Source organism: Pseudomonas sp. Pseusp3, assembly GCF_047304225.1.
GTDB lineage: Bacteria > Pseudomonadota > Gammaproteobacteria > Pseudomonadales > Pseudomonadaceae > Aquipseudomonas > Aquipseudomonas fluorescens_CD.
This window is the reverse complement of the sequence record NZ_JBGLYV010000013.1, coordinates 1-14,507: the sequence shown is the minus strand read 5'-3', so window position 1 is coordinate 14,507 and position 14,507 is coordinate 1. Positions and strand designations below refer to the sequence as shown.

The window sequence follows — 14,507 nt, the reverse complement described above, 5'->3', positions numbered from 1 at the left end:
TGTGCGCTTGTTAATGCAAACCAGTTGCAGTTGAACAGGAAGACGATGAACTCGAAAAAAACCTGAATTTTATTTTGAAATTATTTCCTGGCTGCCGTCGCCAAGGGTGCGCACGGCCACCGGCAGGATGCTCGGCAAGGCCTTGAGCAGCGCGTCGGTGTTGTCGGACTTGAACACGCTGGTCAGGCGCAGATTGCCCACCGCCGCGTTGCCGACCTTCAGCGGTTTCTCCCGATAACGCGAGACCTGCTCGGCGACGTCAGCCAGGCTGGCGTTGTTGAACACCAGTTTGCCGCTGCGCCAGGCGGTCATTTCCGCCGGGTTGACGGCATAGGCGGCGGCAACGTTGCCCCGGGCATCGACGTGGGTGCCAAGGCCAGCTGTCAGATTGATGAAATCGCTGTCGGCGGCGTCGCGCCCTTGAACCTTGACGGTGCCCTGCTCCACCACTACCCGGGTTGCGCTGGCGCCGCGACGTACATCGAAACGGGTGCCGGTGACCGTGACCTTGCCGCTGCCCGCCGCGACCACGAAAGGCCGGCTGGTGTCATGTTCGACGCTGAACATCGCTTCGCCTTCGCTCAGCTCAACGTTGCGTTGACCCTTTTCAAAGCGCACTTGAATCCGGCTGCGGCTGTCCAGATCGACCACCGAGCCATCCGGCAGCGCCACATGGCGTCGCTCATTCAGGGCCGTGGAAAACTCGGCGGTGTACGGCGCTGGATGATTCAGGCCGTTGAACAGGCCCAGGCCGAGCGCTACCGCCAGCACGCTGGCGGCCACCGCGTAACGCAGCACGGGGCGACGCTTTTTCAGGGCTGGCGGGGTTTCACACAAGGCACGCAAACGCGCCGCCGGCACCAGGTCGGCGGCGCTCCACAACCCCTGGAGCAATTCGAATTCGTTACGGTGTTGGGAGTGTTCGTCCAGCCAGGCCTGAAACCGGCGACGCACTTCGACATCGACGACAGGCTCCTGCAATCGCACAAACCACTGCGCCGCGTCATCGCGAACCGTTGTCTGCCCGCACGCACAATCACGAGTATCCATCATGGAAGTTCCTGTTTGGCTGGGGAGGAGAAAGCGCGGCCGGTCATGACTGCAACCCGTCCAGGCGATCACGCAGGTGCCGAAGCGTGCGGATCATATACTTTTCCACCATGTTCTTGGACAGTCCCAGGCGTTCGGCGATTTCGGCCTGGGTCAGGCCCTCGATTTTCTGCCAGACAAACACCTTGCGGCAGTTGACCGGCAGCTCGGTGAGCGCCCGCTCGATGGAATCCGCCAACTGGATCGCGTGCATGAAATGCTCCGGGTCGCCGGTCGGCGACTCACTGAGATCGATCGCCTCTGACTCCATGGCGCCCCGCCGGTCCTCACGCCGATAACCATCCACGGCGATGTTGCGCGCGGTCTGGTGCAAATACGCCCGGGGCTGCTCCACCTGCGCCGAATCGGACTCAAGCACCCGCACGAAGGTATCGTGGGCCAGGTCCTCGGCCTGCTGACGGTTTCTCAGGCGACGGGTCCAGGTGCCAACCAACTCTTCGTAATGCTCGAAAAAGCCGTGTCTGCGGGGCAGCTTGAGGGTCATTGCGCTGTGCTGTGGAGACGGGGCGTGAATAGTAATGCTTCCTATTAACTTGAAGCAATGCTTTGCGGCCTTCACACCGGTGCACTTTGTCCGCTTGCCATGGTGCATTTCGTCAGCAAAGCTGGATGGCGGCACGGAAGCAAAGAAATCTGGCAGGCATTCAAATGCAACCATTGACGGGTTGTAACAAAGTGCAGGAATGCCCGTACCCGGCTTTTCCCCAGGAATTCACACATGTTCAGCCCCAAAGCGTCGCCCAAAAGAACACCGCTTGCCCGCCTGGCCCTGGCCATCACCCTGAGCACCCTCGGCCTGCCTTTCTGGGCGGGCAATGCCCAGGCCCACGGCGGTCACGCCGACATGGTGCCGCTGCAAGCGGGTCTGGAGGCCTTTGGTGCCACGGTGAAATGGGACGATTACGCCAACCTGTTCACCATTGCCAAGGACGGGGTCTATCTCAAGGTCAAGCCCGACAGTAAAGTGGCGATGCTCAACGGCAAGCGTATCGAGCTGACAGTGCCGGTGGTGTTCAAGGACCACACGGCGTTCATGTCCACGGACTTCATCAACCAGGTGTTCCAGTCCGGGCTGGACAAGACCTTCGTCGTCGAGACCCGCCCTAACCCGCTCAACCCCCTGAGCGCCGCCGAAATCACCACGGCCGTGGACATCGTCAAGAAATCGGAAAACTACAAACCCGGTTTCCGCTTTACCGAAGTCTCGGTCAAGGAGCCGCCCAAGGATCAGGTGTGGAACTTCGCCCTGACCGGGCAGAACGTCGCCCAGCCGCGTGAGGCCTCAATCGTGGTACTCGACGGCAAGCACGTGATCGAGGCGCTGGTCGATCTCGACAGCAAACAACTCAAGTCCTGGAAGCCGATCGAAGGCGCCCACGGCATGGTGCTCCTGGACGATTTCGCAACGGTGCAATCGGCCGTCGAGACCAGCCCGGAATACGCCCAGGCCCTGGCCAAGCGCGGCATCAACGATGTGAAAAAAGTCGTGGCCACGCCGCTGACCGTCGGTTACTTCGACGGCAAGGACGGCCTGGCGCAGGACAAGCGCCTGCTGAAAATCGTCAGCTACCTCAACACCGACGACGGCAACTACTGGGCGCACCCGATTGAAGGGCTGGTGGCGATTGTCGATCTGGAACAGAAGAAGCTGATCAAGATCGAAGACGAAGCGCTGATCCCGGTGCCGATGAAGCCGACGCCGTATGACGGGCGCGGACGCAAGGGCGTCGAGGTCAAACCGTTGGAAATCACCGAGCCCGAGGGCAAGAACTACACCATCAGCGGCAACAGCATTCACTGGCAGAACTGGGAATTCCACGTTCGCCTCGATTCGCGGGTCGGTCCGATCCTGTCCACCGTCACCTACGACGACAAGGGCAAGAAACGCAAAATCATGTACGAAGGCTCGCTGGGCGGCATGATCGTGCCTTACGGCGACCCGGATATCGGCTGGTACTTCAAGGCCTACCTCGACTCCGGCGACTACGGCATGGGCACCCTGACTTCACCGATCGCCCGCGGCAAAGACGCCCCGGAAAACGCCGTGCTGCTGGACGCCACCATCGCCGACTACACCGGCGCACCGACCGCGATCCCGCGCGCCATCGCAGTGTTCGAGCGCTACGCCGGTCCGGAATACAAGCACCAGGAAATGGGCCAGCCCAACCTCAGCACCGAGCGTCGTGAGCTGGTGGTGCGCTGGATCAGCACCGTGGGCAACTACGACTACATCTTCGACTGGGTCTTCCAGCAGAACGGCACCATCGGCATCGACGCCGGCGCCACCGGTATCGAAGCGGTCAAGGGCGTGAAATCCAAGACCATGCACGAGGACACCGCCAAAGAAGACACCCGCTACGGCACCCTGCTGGACCACAACATCGTCGGCACCACGCACCAGCACATCTACAACTTCCGCCTCGATATGGACGTGGACGGCGAGCAGAACTCACTGGTGGAAGTGAACCCGGTGGTATTGGCGAACGACCGTGGCGGCCCGCGCACCAGCACCATGCAGACCGAAACCAAAATTGTCGGCAACGAGCAGCAGGCAGCGCAGAAATTCGACCCGTCGACCGTGCGCCTGCTGACCAACTTCAGCAAGGAAAACAAAGTCGGCAACCCGGTTTCCTATCAGTTGATTCCGTACGCCGGCGGCACGCACCCGGTGGCCAAGGGTGCCAACTTCGGCAAGGACGAATGGCTGTACCACCGCCTGAGTTTCATGGACAAGCAGTTGTGGGTGACGCAATACAACCCCGAGGAAAAATACCCGGAAGGCAAGTACCCGAACCGCTCGGACAAGGACTCGGGCCTGGGGCAATTCACCCAGGACAACCACTCCATCGAGAACACTGACGATGTGGTCTGGCTGACCACCGGCACCACCCACATCGCCCGTGCCGAAGAATGGCCGATCATGCCGACCGAATGGGTGCATGTGCTGCTCAAACCGTGGAATTTCTTCGATGAAACACCGACCCTGAACCTCAACGCACCGTAGGAGCGAGCTCGCTCGCGATGGACGTCAACGATGACGTGGACTGTCTGAATACCCGTGTTGTCCTGACGTTTTTCGCGAGCGAGCTCGCTCCTACAGCGGATCAGTGGATCAGTGGATCAGTGGATCAGTGGATTATTGGCTGACCACAATCTTGCCGATCATCTGCGGATGCAGTGCACAAAAATACTCATACTCCCCCGGCGTGTTGAACACCCAGGAGTAACTGTCACCGGTGTCCAGCGCCGCCGAGCGAAATACCTTGTGAGTCTCTGCCACCGTGTGCGGGATCTCGTCATCGTTCACCCACGTCACCTTGGTGCCCACGGCGACCGCCAGATCCTTGGGTCCGAACATGAACTCCTTGATATTGACCTTCACCTCCTGAGCCCATACCGGCATCGCCAGCATCAGGCAGGCAACCGCCAACAGTCGCGTTTTCATTCGCTTACCCTCCCCTAGACCAGTGTCGAATCGATCAGCGCCAGCGGATGCTCACCCTGCGTCGCCCGCACGTCGGTGACTCCCAGATAATTGCGCAGCTGATCGGCGGCCACCGTCATCGGCCCAGGCGTCGGCGCCGTGCCCGGCGCGGGTTGCGGATACGCGGTGCCACGGGCGGTATGAAAGGTGATATTGCCTTCGACCTTCTGGATGACCTGATGGATATGCCCGTTCAATACCGTCACCGAACCGTAAGGGCGCAGCATGGCAATCGCCTGGTCGCCATCCTCGGTGCCCCAACCCCATGGCTGATAAATCGTCCACAGCGGAATATGGGTAAACACCACGATGGGGGTGCTGCTCGTTACAGCGCGCAGGTCGTCGGCCAGCCACGCCAATTGATCGGCGCCAAGGGTCGCCTCATGGCCCGCCTGGAAGTTGAAGACATTCACCAGCGCGATGAAATGCACGCCGTGGTCATCGAAGCTGTACCAGCCATTGCCTTTGGTGCCTTTGCCGTAGCGTTGCAGATAGAGCTTGCCGCCGCCCTCGTCGAGGGTGTCGTGCTCGCCCGGCACGTAGTGCACGGTGGACGGCAGGCCCTTGAGCAACTGGGCGGCGGTGTCGAACTCTTCGGGCTTGGACAGGTGGGTGATATCCCCGGTATGCAGGATCAGCGAGGGCCGTTTTGGCAGCGCGATGACCTTGTCGATGGCCACCTGCAAGGTCTTGACCGGTTCCGGGTTGGCCTCCTTGTTGAAACCGATGTGCGAGTCGCTGACCTGCACAAAGTGGAAGTTGCTGGCGAGTGCCTTGGGGTCTGTGACATTTCCCGCGTCATCCAGGGCGAAAGCCCGGGGAATGCCGCCGCACAGGGCCCAGACCACGCCGGCCCCGGCCCACGCCGAACATTTGAGCAGCGTGCGGCGGTCAGGATTGAGCAGGCCGTCGACGCGTCGTTGGTGTTTTGAATGAATGTTCATCAGTTTTCCCTCGCAGGCGAACTACAGTGATGCAGCTGACACGAGGTAAAACCTTGTGGGACGGGTCTTTATTCCCGGTCGAAAAATATTCTTTTACCGGGGAATAAAATGCCACGGACCATGGTTATAGAAGAGGGACAGTGCGGGAACCACCATGAAGCGATTTGAGGAACTGTTTGCGCCCCACCTGGACGCCGCCTACAACCTCGCGCGCTGGCTCACCGGCAACGACAGCGCCGCGCGCGATGTCGTGCAGGAAAGCGCCCTGCGCGCCTTCAGGTTTTCCCAGCGTTTCGTCGATGGCAACGCCAAGGCCTGGTTCCTGACCATCGTGCGCAATGAAAGCTACACCTGGCTCAAGGCCACGGCCGGGCGCCACTGGGTCGCTTTCGGCGACGATGTTGCCCAGGACCCGGGAGCATCAAGCCACGACCAGACCCCGGAGTTGCTGGCCATTCACACGGAAAATGCGGCGCTGGTCCAGCAAGCCCTGTGCGCCCTGCCACCTGTGTTTCGTGAGGTGATTATTCTCAAGGAGCTCGAAGACATGCCCTACAAGGACATCGCCCTGGTGGTCGACATTCCCCTGGGAACCGTCATGTCGAGACTCGCCAGGGCTCGCGCCATGCTCAAGCTCGAACTACTGAAGCTGCACGATCATGAATGAACTCGACTGCACGGTTTGCCAGACGCTGATGCATGGCTACCTGGACAAGGAACTCGATCCGCCGACCACGGCGAATGTGGCCGGGCATTTGGCCGCTTGCGCCGAATGTGCGCGATTGCATGATCAGGCTCGGTTGCTGGTGGCTGGTGTGAAGCAGAGCGCGGTGTATTACAGGGCACCGGCAGCGCTGGCCGCCAGTGTGTTCCCCGTTGATCCGCCAAAACCCCGTTTCATCGAGCGTTGGCGAACCTGGTTCGCGCCGGCGTTTTCAGCGGCGGCGCTGGCCTTGGCCATGGTGCTTTTTGTGGCAACACCGGGCGTCCAGGCACCGCTGATGGACGAGGCCGTCTCCAGCCACGTTCGCTCATTGATGGGCGAGCATTTGAACGATGTGGTGTCGTCCGACCGCCATACCGTGAAACCCTGGTTCACCGGCAAACTCGACTTCTCGCCACCGGTATTCGATTACTCGGCGCAGGGTTTTCCACTGTTGGGCGGGCGCCTGGATTATCTGCAACACCAGACCACGGCGGCCCTGAGTTACGGGCGCAACAAGCACATTATCAATGTGTTCATCCTGCCCACGCCGGAGGCGGACAAACCGCGCCGGAGCGAAACGATCCGCGGCTTCAACGTGGTGTCCTGGCAAGAGAACCATATGCGCTTCGTGCTGGTGTCGGACCTTGAGAAAAGTGAGCTGGAAGCGCTGGGCCAGTTGCTCCGCAATGGCACGTAAAACGTCTACCCCCTGTAGGAGCGAGCTCGCTCGCGAAAAACGCCATGGCACCGTTGGGCATCTGGTTGTAAGCGTTATCGTTCACGACCATCGCGAGCAAGCTCGCTCCTACAGGTACAGGCAAAAACTCAGGCATGCTGCTTGCGATACTCCCCCGGCGCAATGCCGAAGCGCGATTTGAACGCGGTGGAGAAGTAGCTCGAATCAGAAAAGCCCCACGAATACCCCAGCACCGACAACTTCTGCTCCTTGCCCGATTGGCGCAGGGACTCGGCGCACAGGTCCAGGCGGCGGTTCTTGATGTAGCGCGCCACCACCAGGCCTTTCTTGGCAAACATCCGGTACAGGCCACGGGTGGACATGCCGACTTCCCGTGCCAGCCATTCCGGGCACAGGTCTTCGGAGCGAATGTTTTCGTCAATGCAATTCAGCGTCTTGCGGAAAATCCGCTCATGGGCATCGGTGCAGTCGTCGGCCTGGCTGATCGCCGGGCGCAGCAGGCTGACAATCGCCTCCAGGGTTGCTTCGCTTTCCTGTCGGGTCAGGTGCTGCTGGCGGGTCGCATCGAGGATCAACCGGTGCGACAGCATCGCGATGGGCGAGCTGGCGGCAATCCGGTGGCCGCACCTGACCTGATTGAAGCGCAGGGTTTGCTCGACCAGTTGATACGGCAGGATCAACGACAACTGCCGGGAGTTTTCGCTGTAGGTGAAGTCGCTGGGCCGCGAGGCATCGATCAGCGTGATGTCACCGGGGGACAACAAGACCTTGTCATCGCCCTGGGCCATGCCCGCCGTGCCGTCGAGCTGGAACACCGCAAAATACTTGCCGCCCTCGCCCGCAGCGACTTCCTGGGGCGTACGGTACAACCGCGCCTGGCACGCGTCGACGAAACTGAGTTTGAGCGCATCGCTCTGGTATTCGCGGATGCGCCCGGCAAATTCGCTGCCCAGGGGTTGTGCGTTGAAGGCGCCACAGATCTGGTTGATCTGATGGATCCACTGGTCGAACCCATCATGGCGCTGTGCAGTTGTAGAAATCATGTCAGGCCTCACGCAGGCTTATTTTTATTGTCTACGTCAATCCACACGACATCGGATGCTTCAAGTCTCCTGAACAGCACCACTCCCTGAACAATGACGTGCTATTTCAGTCCGCCAAAACGCCGGTAGAAGCTTTCACCCACATCCGGCAACGGGCCGTCGGCCGTTTCCAGTGCAGCGTTCAGCCATTCTTCGGCCTTGGCGTAGATCAAACGGTAAATGTTGCGGCACAACTGGCGGGCGGCGCGGCCTTCCCAATCGCCGGGCAACAACTCGTCCGGCAGTTGCGGGTCGCGCAGCAGCAGCTTGCGGTACTCGTGGATCAACAGCACCCGTGCCAGGAAGCAGTCGGCCGGCTGCAGGTTTTCCTGCTCGCGCAGCGCTTGCCACAGCGGCCGGAACAACTGGATGAACTCGCTGTAGTGCGCGGCCAGCGCCTCGATGTTCCAGCTCTCGCGCACTTGCAGGCGCAGCGCCTTGGAGGCCAGTACATCCTGGGCGGTGGTTTCGAAGACGATGGTGTCCTCCTGCGCGCCAAGGTCGAGCAGGGTCGCGTTGACGTCGGAACGGTCGCTGCGCGGACAGGCCAGCACCACCGGCGAAATCGCACCGAAGCCTTGCCACTCCAGCTCCTCGCGCACCTGTTTGCGCTTGTCCTGGGTCAGTTGCGAGAGCATCACCAGGCACCAGGAGCCATCCCAGGCCGGCATCGTGGTGCTGTAGACGCGCTTGAAGGCCTTGTCGAAACGCCGGCGACCGGTGCCGGTCAGGCTGTAGTAGCTACGACGACCGACTTTCTCGGCGGTCAGCCAGCCTTCCTTGGTCAGGCGAAAAATCGACGTACGGATCAGCCGTTCGTTGATGCCGATGGGCTCGAGCAAATGAATCAGACTGCCCAGCCACACGGTGCCGCCATGGGGTTCGATGGCATCCCCGTACAACGTGATGATCAAGGAACTGGCACGGATCGGCGTCTGTTCCTGGAAGCGTGTAATCAGATGGTTCAAGGGGGTCAGGGACGACATGGGCGTTCCGTGCAAAAAAAGAAAAGGAATATACCGAAAACCTGCCTGTTAATCGCACCCACCTGTAGGAGCGAGCTTGCTCGCGAAAAACGTCCGGACAATACGGGCATTCAGACAGCCCGCGTCATCGTTGACGTCCATCGCGAGCAGGCTCGCTCCTACAAGGGGATTTGTATTCACAGGGCACTGCCCTTGGGCCGCAACCCCCTGTCGCTGATGCGCGGGCGATCAGCTTCCGGCTCGCTCAGCGGTTCGCAAACCCGCATCTGCGTGAGGCAACGCCTGGCCAATTCCTGGTACTCACGTGTGCCCGCCTGCTTCCACGCCACTTCCTGATCGCTGAGGGTGCGCTTGATGCTCGCCGGGGCGCCCATGACCAGCGACTGCTCCGGGCATTCGAAGCCGGCCTTGACGAACGCCGCCGCCGAAACGAATGAACGCGGGCCGATCCGGGCGTTGTCCATCACCACCGCATTCATGCCCACCAAGGCGTCGGCGCCAATCCGGCAACCGTGCAGCACCGCGCCGTGGCCGATGTGGCCGTTGCGCTCGACCACGGTGTCGCTGTCGGGGAAACCGTGCATCACGCAAGTGTCCTGCAGGTTGGCGCCCTCCTCCAGCACGATCCGCCCGAAGTCCCCGCGCAGGCTGGCCAGCGGACCGACATAACAATGCGGGCCGATGATCACGTCACCGATCAATACGGCGGAGGGGTGCACATAAGCGCTCGGGTCAACCACCGGGGTCAGGCCATCAAGGCTGTAGCAGGTCATGAAAGCGTCCTTCACAAAGCGATGCAAATAATGGCTCATTTTGTATCACATCACTTTTACAAGCACAAAGACTAAAAAGCGTATCACTTGAAATACCGCTTTCCGACGAATGCCAACGGGCCGTCTTAATCGGGCTTAAACCCAATAAATTCAGGGCAAAACCCGCCATCAGCGTCCTTTACGCAGGAAGCAAATCAATCGAACACCCAACCAATAAGACACATTAAATCTATTTTCGTATTGCATTTACGTATCACGTTATAGCTATACTTGGGCAAAACCGGCCCCTGCGGCCGATCCAATAACGAGCCGGCACCACGCCGAGCGTGCACCGTGAGGGCATCCGCCATGCCTCTAACCCTTGCCGTCGAACTGATCGAGCCCGGCGTCCGCCTGATTACCCTGCAGCGCCCGCAAGCCCTGAACGCCCTGACCACCGAGTTGCTGGGCGAACTGGCCGATGAGCTGAATGCCGCGCAAGCCGACCCCGACACCCGCGCCGTGGTCCTCACCGGCAGCCGCAAGGCTTTCGCCGCCGGTGCCGACATCAAGGAAATGGCCGAACGCAACCTGGTCGGCATCCTCGACGACCCGCGCCAGGCGTCGTGGCAAACCATCACCCGCTTCAGCAAACCGCTGATCGCCGCGGTCAACGGCTTTGCCCTCGGCGGAGGCTGCGAACTGGCAATGCACGCCGACATCATCATTGCCGGCGAAGACGCCCGCTTCGGCCAACCGGAAATCAACCTCGGGATCATGCCCGGCGCCGGTGGCACCCAACGCCTGCTGCGCGCCGTCGGCAAATCCATGGCCATGCAGATGGTGCTGACCGGCGAGCCGATCGACGCCCGCCAGGCCCAGCGCGCCGGCTTGGTCAGCGAAGTGACCCAACCGGAATTTACCGTCGAGCGCGCCCTGCACATCGCCCGCAGCATTGCGGCCAAGGCGCCACTGGCCGTGCGCCTGGCCAAGGAAGCGCTGCTCAAGGCCATGGACACCGATCTGGCCAGCGGTCTGCGTTTCGAGCGCCACGCTTTCACCGTGCTGGCCGGCACTCGCGACCGTGATGAAGGCATCCAGGCCTTTCAGGAAAAGCGCAAACCGACCTTTACCGGCCAGTAGTCATCGGCCCACCGAATTCGTACGACCTCTTAGAGAGCGCCAAGACCATGAACTTCGAACACATCCTGTTTTCCATCGAGGCCGGCGTCGCCCTGCTCAGCCTCAATCGGCCGGACCAGCTCAACAGCTTCAACACCCAGATGCATGGCGAAGTGAAGGAAGCGCTGAAACAGGTGCGGCAGAACCCGGACGTGCGCGTACTGCTGCTGACCGGTGAAGGTCGCGGCTTCTGCGCCGGGCAAGACCTGAGCGACCGCAACGTCGCGCCGGGCAGTGCCGTGCCGGACCTGGGCGAATCCATCGAGAAGTTCTACAACCCCATGATCCGCCAACTGCGCGACCTGCCGATGCCGGTGATCTGCGCGGTCAACGGCGTGGCTGCGGGTGCAGGCGCCAACATTCCACTGGCCTGCGACCTGGTACTGGCCGCGCGTTCGGCCAGTTTCATCCAGGCGTTCTGCAAGATCGGCCTGATCCCTGATTCCGGCGGCACCTGGACCTTGCCGCGCCTGGTCGGTATGGCCCGCGCCAAGGCCCTGGCCCTGCTCGGCAATCGCCTGACCGCCGAACAGGCCGAGCAATGGGGCCTGATCTACCGCTGCGTGGAAGACGCCGAACTGCGCGACGAAGCGCTGAAACTCGCGCAACACCTGGCCACCCAGCCAACCTACGGCCTGGCGCTGATCAAGCGCAGCCTCAACGCCAGCATGAGCAACAGCTTCGACGAGCAACTGGAGCTGGAGCGCGATCTGCAACGTCTGGCCGGGCGCAGCGAGGACTACCGCGAAGGCGTCGGCGCCTTCATGGAAAAACGCACCCCAAGCTTCAAGGGACGCTGAGTCATGACCGCATTGAATAAAACTGAACGCGTCGCCGTGATCGGCGCCGGCGCCATGGGTGCCGGTATCGCCCAGGTCGCAGCTCAAGCCGGTCATCCGGTATTGCTGCTGGACAACCGCCCCGGCGCGGCGGCGCAAGCCATCGAAGGCATTGATCGGCAACTGGGCAAGCGGGTCGAAAACGGCAAGCTGTCCGCCGAAGCGCGCAGCGCCACCATCGCCAACCTGCACGCGGTGGAAGCCATCGAAGCCCTGGCCGACTGCGACTTGATCATCGAGGCCATCGTCGAGAACCTTGAGGTCAAACGCGCGCTGTTTCGCCAGCTCGAAGGCATCTGCGGCGAGCACTGCATCCTGGCCAGCAACACCTCGTCGCTGTCGATCACCAGCATCGCCGCGCAACTTGATCATCCACAGCGCTTGCTCGGCCTGCACTTCTTCAACCCGGCGCCGGTCATGGCATTGGTGGAAGTTGTCTCCGGCCTGGCCAGCGACCCGGCACTCGCCGAATGTCTGTACGACACCGCCAAAGCCTGGGGCAAAAAACCGGTGCACACCCGCTCCAGACCGGGTTTCATCGTCAACCGCGTGGCCCGGCCGTTCTACGCCGAGAGCCTGCGGATGCTTCAGGAAGGCGCTGCCGATTGCCCGACGCTGGATGCGCTGATGCGTGAGGCTGGTGGTTTTGCCATGGGCGCATTCGAACTGACCGACCTGATCGGCCACGACGTCAACTACGCCGTGACCTGCTCGGTGTTTGACGCCTATTACCAGGACACGCGCTTCCTGCCGTCGCTGATCCAGAAAGAACTGGTGGACGGCGGACGTCTGGGGCGCAAAAGCGGACAGGGTTTCTACAGCTACGCCCAAGGCGCCGAACGCCCGCAAGCAGCTGAAATCAGCAGCAGCGCGAGCGTCGAGACCTGTATCGCCGAAGGTGACCTCGGCATCACCCAGGGTTTGCTCGCGCGCTTGAGCGAGCAAGGCGTCGAAGTCATCCGGCGCGACGGTCGCGGACTGTTGCGAGTGGGCGACGCCGTGCTGGCCTTGAGCGATGGCCGCATGGCCTGCCAGCGTGCCCGAGAAGACGGGCTGCGCAACCTGATCCTGCTGGATCTGGCGCACGATTACGCCAAGGCCCAGCGCATCGCCATCAGCTACTCGAACGGCATTGATCCGCTGGCACTCGAACAAGGTATCGCCCTGCTGCAACGCGCCGGCCTCAAGATCAGCCTGCTCAACGACAGCCCGGCCCTCGCCGTCCTGCGCACCGTCGCCATGCTCGCCAACGAGGCCGCCGACGCCTTGCTGCAAGGCGTGGCCTCGGCCGCCGACATCGATCTGGCCATGCGTGCCGGGGTCAATTATCCACAGGGCCCGCTGGCCTGGGCCGACACCATAGGCCTTCCCCACATCCTGACCGTGCTGGACAACCTGCAAGCCGCCTACGGCGAAGAACGCTACCGGCCATCGCTGTTGTTGCGCCGCCGGGTTGCCGAAGGGAGAAACTTCCATGACTAACCGCGAAGCGATGAACCTCGCCAGCGACTGCGCACAAGCGTTGTTCCAGCGCGACACCGCCAGCCAGGCCATGGGCATGCGCCTGCTGTCCGCCGGTCCGGGTGCTGCCCGAGTGGGCATGACCGTGCGGGCCGACATGGTCCAGGGCCACGGCACCTGCCACGGCGGCTACCTGTTCGCCCTCGCCGATTCGGCGTTCGCCTTTGCCTGCAACAGCTACAACGAAGCCACGGTGGCCATCGGTTGCAGCATCGACTACATCGCCCCGGCCCGCCTGGGCGACACGCTGAACGCCGACTGCATCGAGCAGAGCCGCTCCGGTCGCACCGGCAACTACGACGTACGCATCGAAAACCAGCAGGGCCAATTGATCGCCCTGTTCCACGGCAAATCCTACAAAGTGCGCGGCCCGGTGCTGACGCAGGAGACCCCCGAATGAAAGACGCCCTGATCATCGACGCGGTGCGCACCCCCATCGGCCGTTACGCTGGCGTCCTGAGCGGCGTGCGCGCCGACGACCTCGGCGCGGTGCCGTTGCGCGAACTGCTGCGCCGCCACCCGCAAGTCGACTGGAACACGGTCGACGACGTGATCTACGGCTGCGCCAACCAGGCCGGCGAAGACAATCGCAACGTCGCGCGCATGTCGGCATTGCTGGCCGGGTTGCCGGTCAGCGTGCCGGGCACCACCCTCAATCGCCTGTGCGGCTCCGGGCTGGATGCCATCGGCACCGCCGCCCGGGCGATTCGCAGCGGCGAAACCGGGCTGATGCTGGTCGGTGGCGTTGAATCCATGTCCCGCGCGCCACTGGTGATGGGCAAGGCCGAGCAGGCGTTTTCCCGTGCGGCCGAAATCTTCGATACCACCATCGGCTGGCGCTTCGTCAATCCGCTGATGAAAAAGGCCTACGAAATCGACTCCATGCCGGAAACGGCAGAGAACGTCGCCGAACAGTTCAACATCTCCCGGGCCGACCAGGACGCCTTCGCCCTGCGCAGCCAGCAACGCGCTGCCGCTGCCCAGGCCAACGGGCGCCTGGCCAAAGAAATCGTCGCGGTGGAAATCCCCCAGCGCAAAGGCCCGGCCAAGGTGGTCGAGCACGACGAACACCCGCGCGGCGACACCACCCTTGAGCAGCTCGCCAAACTGGGGACGCCGTTCCGCGAAGGCGGCAGCGTCACCGCCGGCAACGCCTCCGGGGTCAACGACGGTGCCTGTGCCCTGCTGCTGGCCAGCCCGGAAG

Annotated in this window: 15 protein-coding genes; 8 read left to right on the top strand and 7 right to left on the bottom strand. The window is 62.0% G+C overall.

Annotated elements, in window-relative coordinates:
* Window positions 1-69: 69 nt before the first annotated feature.
* Together ACCD00_RS06680 and ACCD00_RS06675 are read right to left on the bottom strand one after the other, a co-directional pair.
* Window positions 70-1,053 carry a FecR family protein gene (locus tag ACCD00_RS06680; RefSeq protein WP_413423015.1) on the bottom strand — a complete coding sequence of 328 codons (984 nt, stop codon included), beginning with the start codon at window positions 1,051-1,053 and terminating at the stop codon, window positions 70-72.
* A 40-nt stretch (window positions 1,054-1,093) separates the two neighbouring features.
* Window positions 1,094-1,594, bottom strand: a complete 501-nt coding sequence (locus tag ACCD00_RS06675; protein ID WP_413423013.1) for a sigma-70 family RNA polymerase sigma factor — start codon at window positions 1,592-1,594, stop codon at window positions 1,094-1,096.
* Window positions 1,595-1,828: 234 nt separating this feature from the next.
* On the opposite strand from ACCD00_RS06675, the gene tynA reads away from it, so the two are divergent.
* Window positions 1,829-4,114 (top strand): primary-amine oxidase, encoded by a 2,286-nt coding sequence (gene tynA / locus ACCD00_RS06670; protein WP_413423011.1) that lies wholly within the window; start codon window positions 1,829-1,831, stop codon window positions 4,112-4,114.
* Between the two features lie 132 nt (window positions 4,115-4,246).
* On the opposite strand, the gene ACCD00_RS06665 is transcribed toward tynA, so the two are convergent.
* Both ACCD00_RS06665 and ACCD00_RS06660 read right to left on the bottom strand, forming a co-directional pair.
* Window positions 4,247-4,555, bottom strand: a complete 309-nt coding sequence (locus ACCD00_RS06665; RefSeq protein WP_111285877.1) for a cupredoxin family copper-binding protein — start codon at window positions 4,553-4,555, stop codon at window positions 4,247-4,249.
* A 14-nt stretch (window positions 4,556-4,569) separates the two neighbouring features.
* Window positions 4,570-5,538 (bottom strand): metallophosphoesterase family protein, encoded by a 969-nt coding sequence (locus ACCD00_RS06660; RefSeq protein ID WP_413423009.1) that lies wholly within the window; start codon window positions 5,536-5,538, stop codon window positions 4,570-4,572.
* A gap of 154 nt (window positions 5,539-5,692) precedes the next feature.
* On the opposite strand from ACCD00_RS06660, the gene ACCD00_RS06655 reads away from it, so the two are divergent.
* Window positions 5,693-6,205, top strand: coding sequence for a sigma-70 family RNA polymerase sigma factor (locus ACCD00_RS06655; protein WP_413423007.1), 513 nt, complete (start codon window positions 5,693-5,695; stop codon window positions 6,203-6,205).
* On the top strand, window positions 6,198-6,941 hold the full coding sequence (locus tag ACCD00_RS06650) for an anti-sigma factor family protein (protein WP_413423005.1): 744 nt from the start codon (window positions 6,198-6,200) through the stop codon (window positions 6,939-6,941). The genes ACCD00_RS06655 and ACCD00_RS06650 overlap by 8 nt, the downstream gene beginning before the upstream one ends.
* Before the next feature lie 128 nt (window positions 6,942-7,069).
* Here the strand turns inward: ACCD00_RS06650 and feaR are convergent, their stop codons facing one another.
* The 3 genes from feaR to paaY form a co-directional block, all read right to left on the bottom strand.
* Window positions 7,070-7,984, bottom strand: a complete 915-nt coding sequence (gene feaR, locus ACCD00_RS06645) for a transcriptional regulator FeaR (protein ID WP_413423003.1) — start codon at window positions 7,982-7,984, stop codon at window positions 7,070-7,072.
* 101 nt (window positions 7,985-8,085) lie between these two features.
* A complete protein-coding gene (paaX, locus tag ACCD00_RS06640; RefSeq protein WP_413423001.1) occupies window positions 8,086-9,009 on the bottom strand; it encodes a phenylacetic acid degradation operon negative regulatory protein PaaX in 924 nt (307 codons plus the stop codon).
* Window positions 9,010-9,185: 176 nt separating this feature from the next.
* Window positions 9,186-9,782, bottom strand: a complete 597-nt coding sequence (gene paaY / locus ACCD00_RS06635; RefSeq protein WP_413423125.1) for a phenylacetic acid degradation protein PaaY — start codon at window positions 9,780-9,782, stop codon at window positions 9,186-9,188.
* 348 nt (window positions 9,783-10,130) lie between these two features.
* Between paaY and paaF the strand changes: the two genes are divergently transcribed.
* The 5 genes from paaF to ACCD00_RS06610 all read left to right on the top strand — a co-directional run.
* On the top strand, window positions 10,131-10,904 hold the full coding sequence (gene paaF, locus ACCD00_RS06630) for a 2,3-dehydroadipyl-CoA hydratase PaaF (protein ID WP_008021633.1): 774 nt from the start codon (window positions 10,131-10,133) through the stop codon (window positions 10,902-10,904).
* A gap of 47 nt (window positions 10,905-10,951) precedes the next feature.
* Window positions 10,952-11,743, top strand: a complete 792-nt coding sequence (gene paaG / locus ACCD00_RS06625) for a 2-(1,2-epoxy-1,2-dihydrophenyl)acetyl-CoA isomerase PaaG (protein ID WP_413422999.1) — start codon at window positions 10,952-10,954, stop codon at window positions 11,741-11,743.
* Window positions 11,744-11,746: 3 nt separating this feature from the next.
* On the top strand, window positions 11,747-13,264 hold the full coding sequence (gene paaH / locus ACCD00_RS06620; RefSeq protein WP_413422997.1) for a 3-hydroxyacyl-CoA dehydrogenase PaaH: 1,518 nt from the start codon (window positions 11,747-11,749) through the stop codon (window positions 13,262-13,264).
* Window positions 13,257-13,703 (top strand): hydroxyphenylacetyl-CoA thioesterase PaaI, encoded by a 447-nt coding sequence (paaI, locus tag ACCD00_RS06615; RefSeq protein ID WP_413422995.1) that lies wholly within the window; start codon window positions 13,257-13,259, stop codon window positions 13,701-13,703. Before paaH ends, paaI begins: the two co-directional genes overlap by 8 nt.
* Window positions 13,700-14,507: acetyl-CoA C-acyltransferase (locus ACCD00_RS06610; protein ID WP_413422993.1), on the top strand; the 808-nt coding region annotated here is incomplete at its 3' end. The genes paaI and ACCD00_RS06610, both read left to right, overlap by 4 nt.

Excerpts from the sequence above, each read along its gene's own strand:
- ACCD00_RS06650 (WP_413423005.1), top strand. The coding sequence starts at position 6,198 with ATGAATGAACTCGACTGCACGGTTTGCCAGACGCTGATGCATGGCTAC.
- tynA (WP_413423011.1), top strand. The coding sequence starts at position 1,829 with ATGTTCAGCCCCAAAGCGTCGCCCAAAAGAACACCGCTTGCCCGCCTG.
- ACCD00_RS06660 (WP_413423009.1), bottom strand. The coding sequence starts at position 5,538 with ATGAACATTCATTCAAAACACCAACGACGCGTCGACGGCCTGCTCAAT.
- ACCD00_RS06655 (WP_413423007.1), top strand. The coding sequence starts at position 5,693 with ATGAAGCGATTTGAGGAACTGTTTGCGCCCCACCTGGACGCCGCCTAC.
- paaF (WP_008021633.1), top strand. The coding sequence starts at position 10,131 with ATGCCTCTAACCCTTGCCGTCGAACTGATCGAGCCCGGCGTCCGCCTG.
- paaI (WP_413422995.1), top strand. The coding sequence starts at position 13,257 with ATGACTAACCGCGAAGCGATGAACCTCGCCAGCGACTGCGCACAAGCG.
- paaH (WP_413422997.1), top strand. The coding sequence starts at position 11,747 with ATGACCGCATTGAATAAAACTGAACGCGTCGCCGTGATCGGCGCCGGC.
- paaG (WP_413422999.1), top strand. The coding sequence starts at position 10,952 with ATGAACTTCGAACACATCCTGTTTTCCATCGAGGCCGGCGTCGCCCTG.
- ACCD00_RS06675 (WP_413423013.1), bottom strand. The coding sequence starts at position 1,594 with ATGACCCTCAAGCTGCCCCGCAGACACGGCTTTTTCGAGCATTACGAA.
- ACCD00_RS06680 (WP_413423015.1), bottom strand. The coding sequence starts at position 1,053 with ATGATGGATACTCGTGATTGTGCGTGCGGGCAGACAACGGTTCGCGAT.
- paaY (WP_413423125.1), bottom strand. The coding sequence starts at position 9,782 with ATGACCTGCTACAGCCTTGATGGCCTGACCCCGGTGGTTGACCCGAGC.
- ACCD00_RS06665 (WP_111285877.1), bottom strand. The coding sequence starts at position 4,555 with ATGAAAACGCGACTGTTGGCGGTTGCCTGCCTGATGCTGGCGATGCCG.
- feaR (WP_413423003.1), bottom strand. The coding sequence starts at position 7,984 with ATGATTTCTACAACTGCACAGCGCCATGATGGGTTCGACCAGTGGATC.
- paaX (WP_413423001.1), bottom strand. The coding sequence starts at position 9,009 with ATGTCGTCCCTGACCCCCTTGAACCATCTGATTACACGCTTCCAGGAA.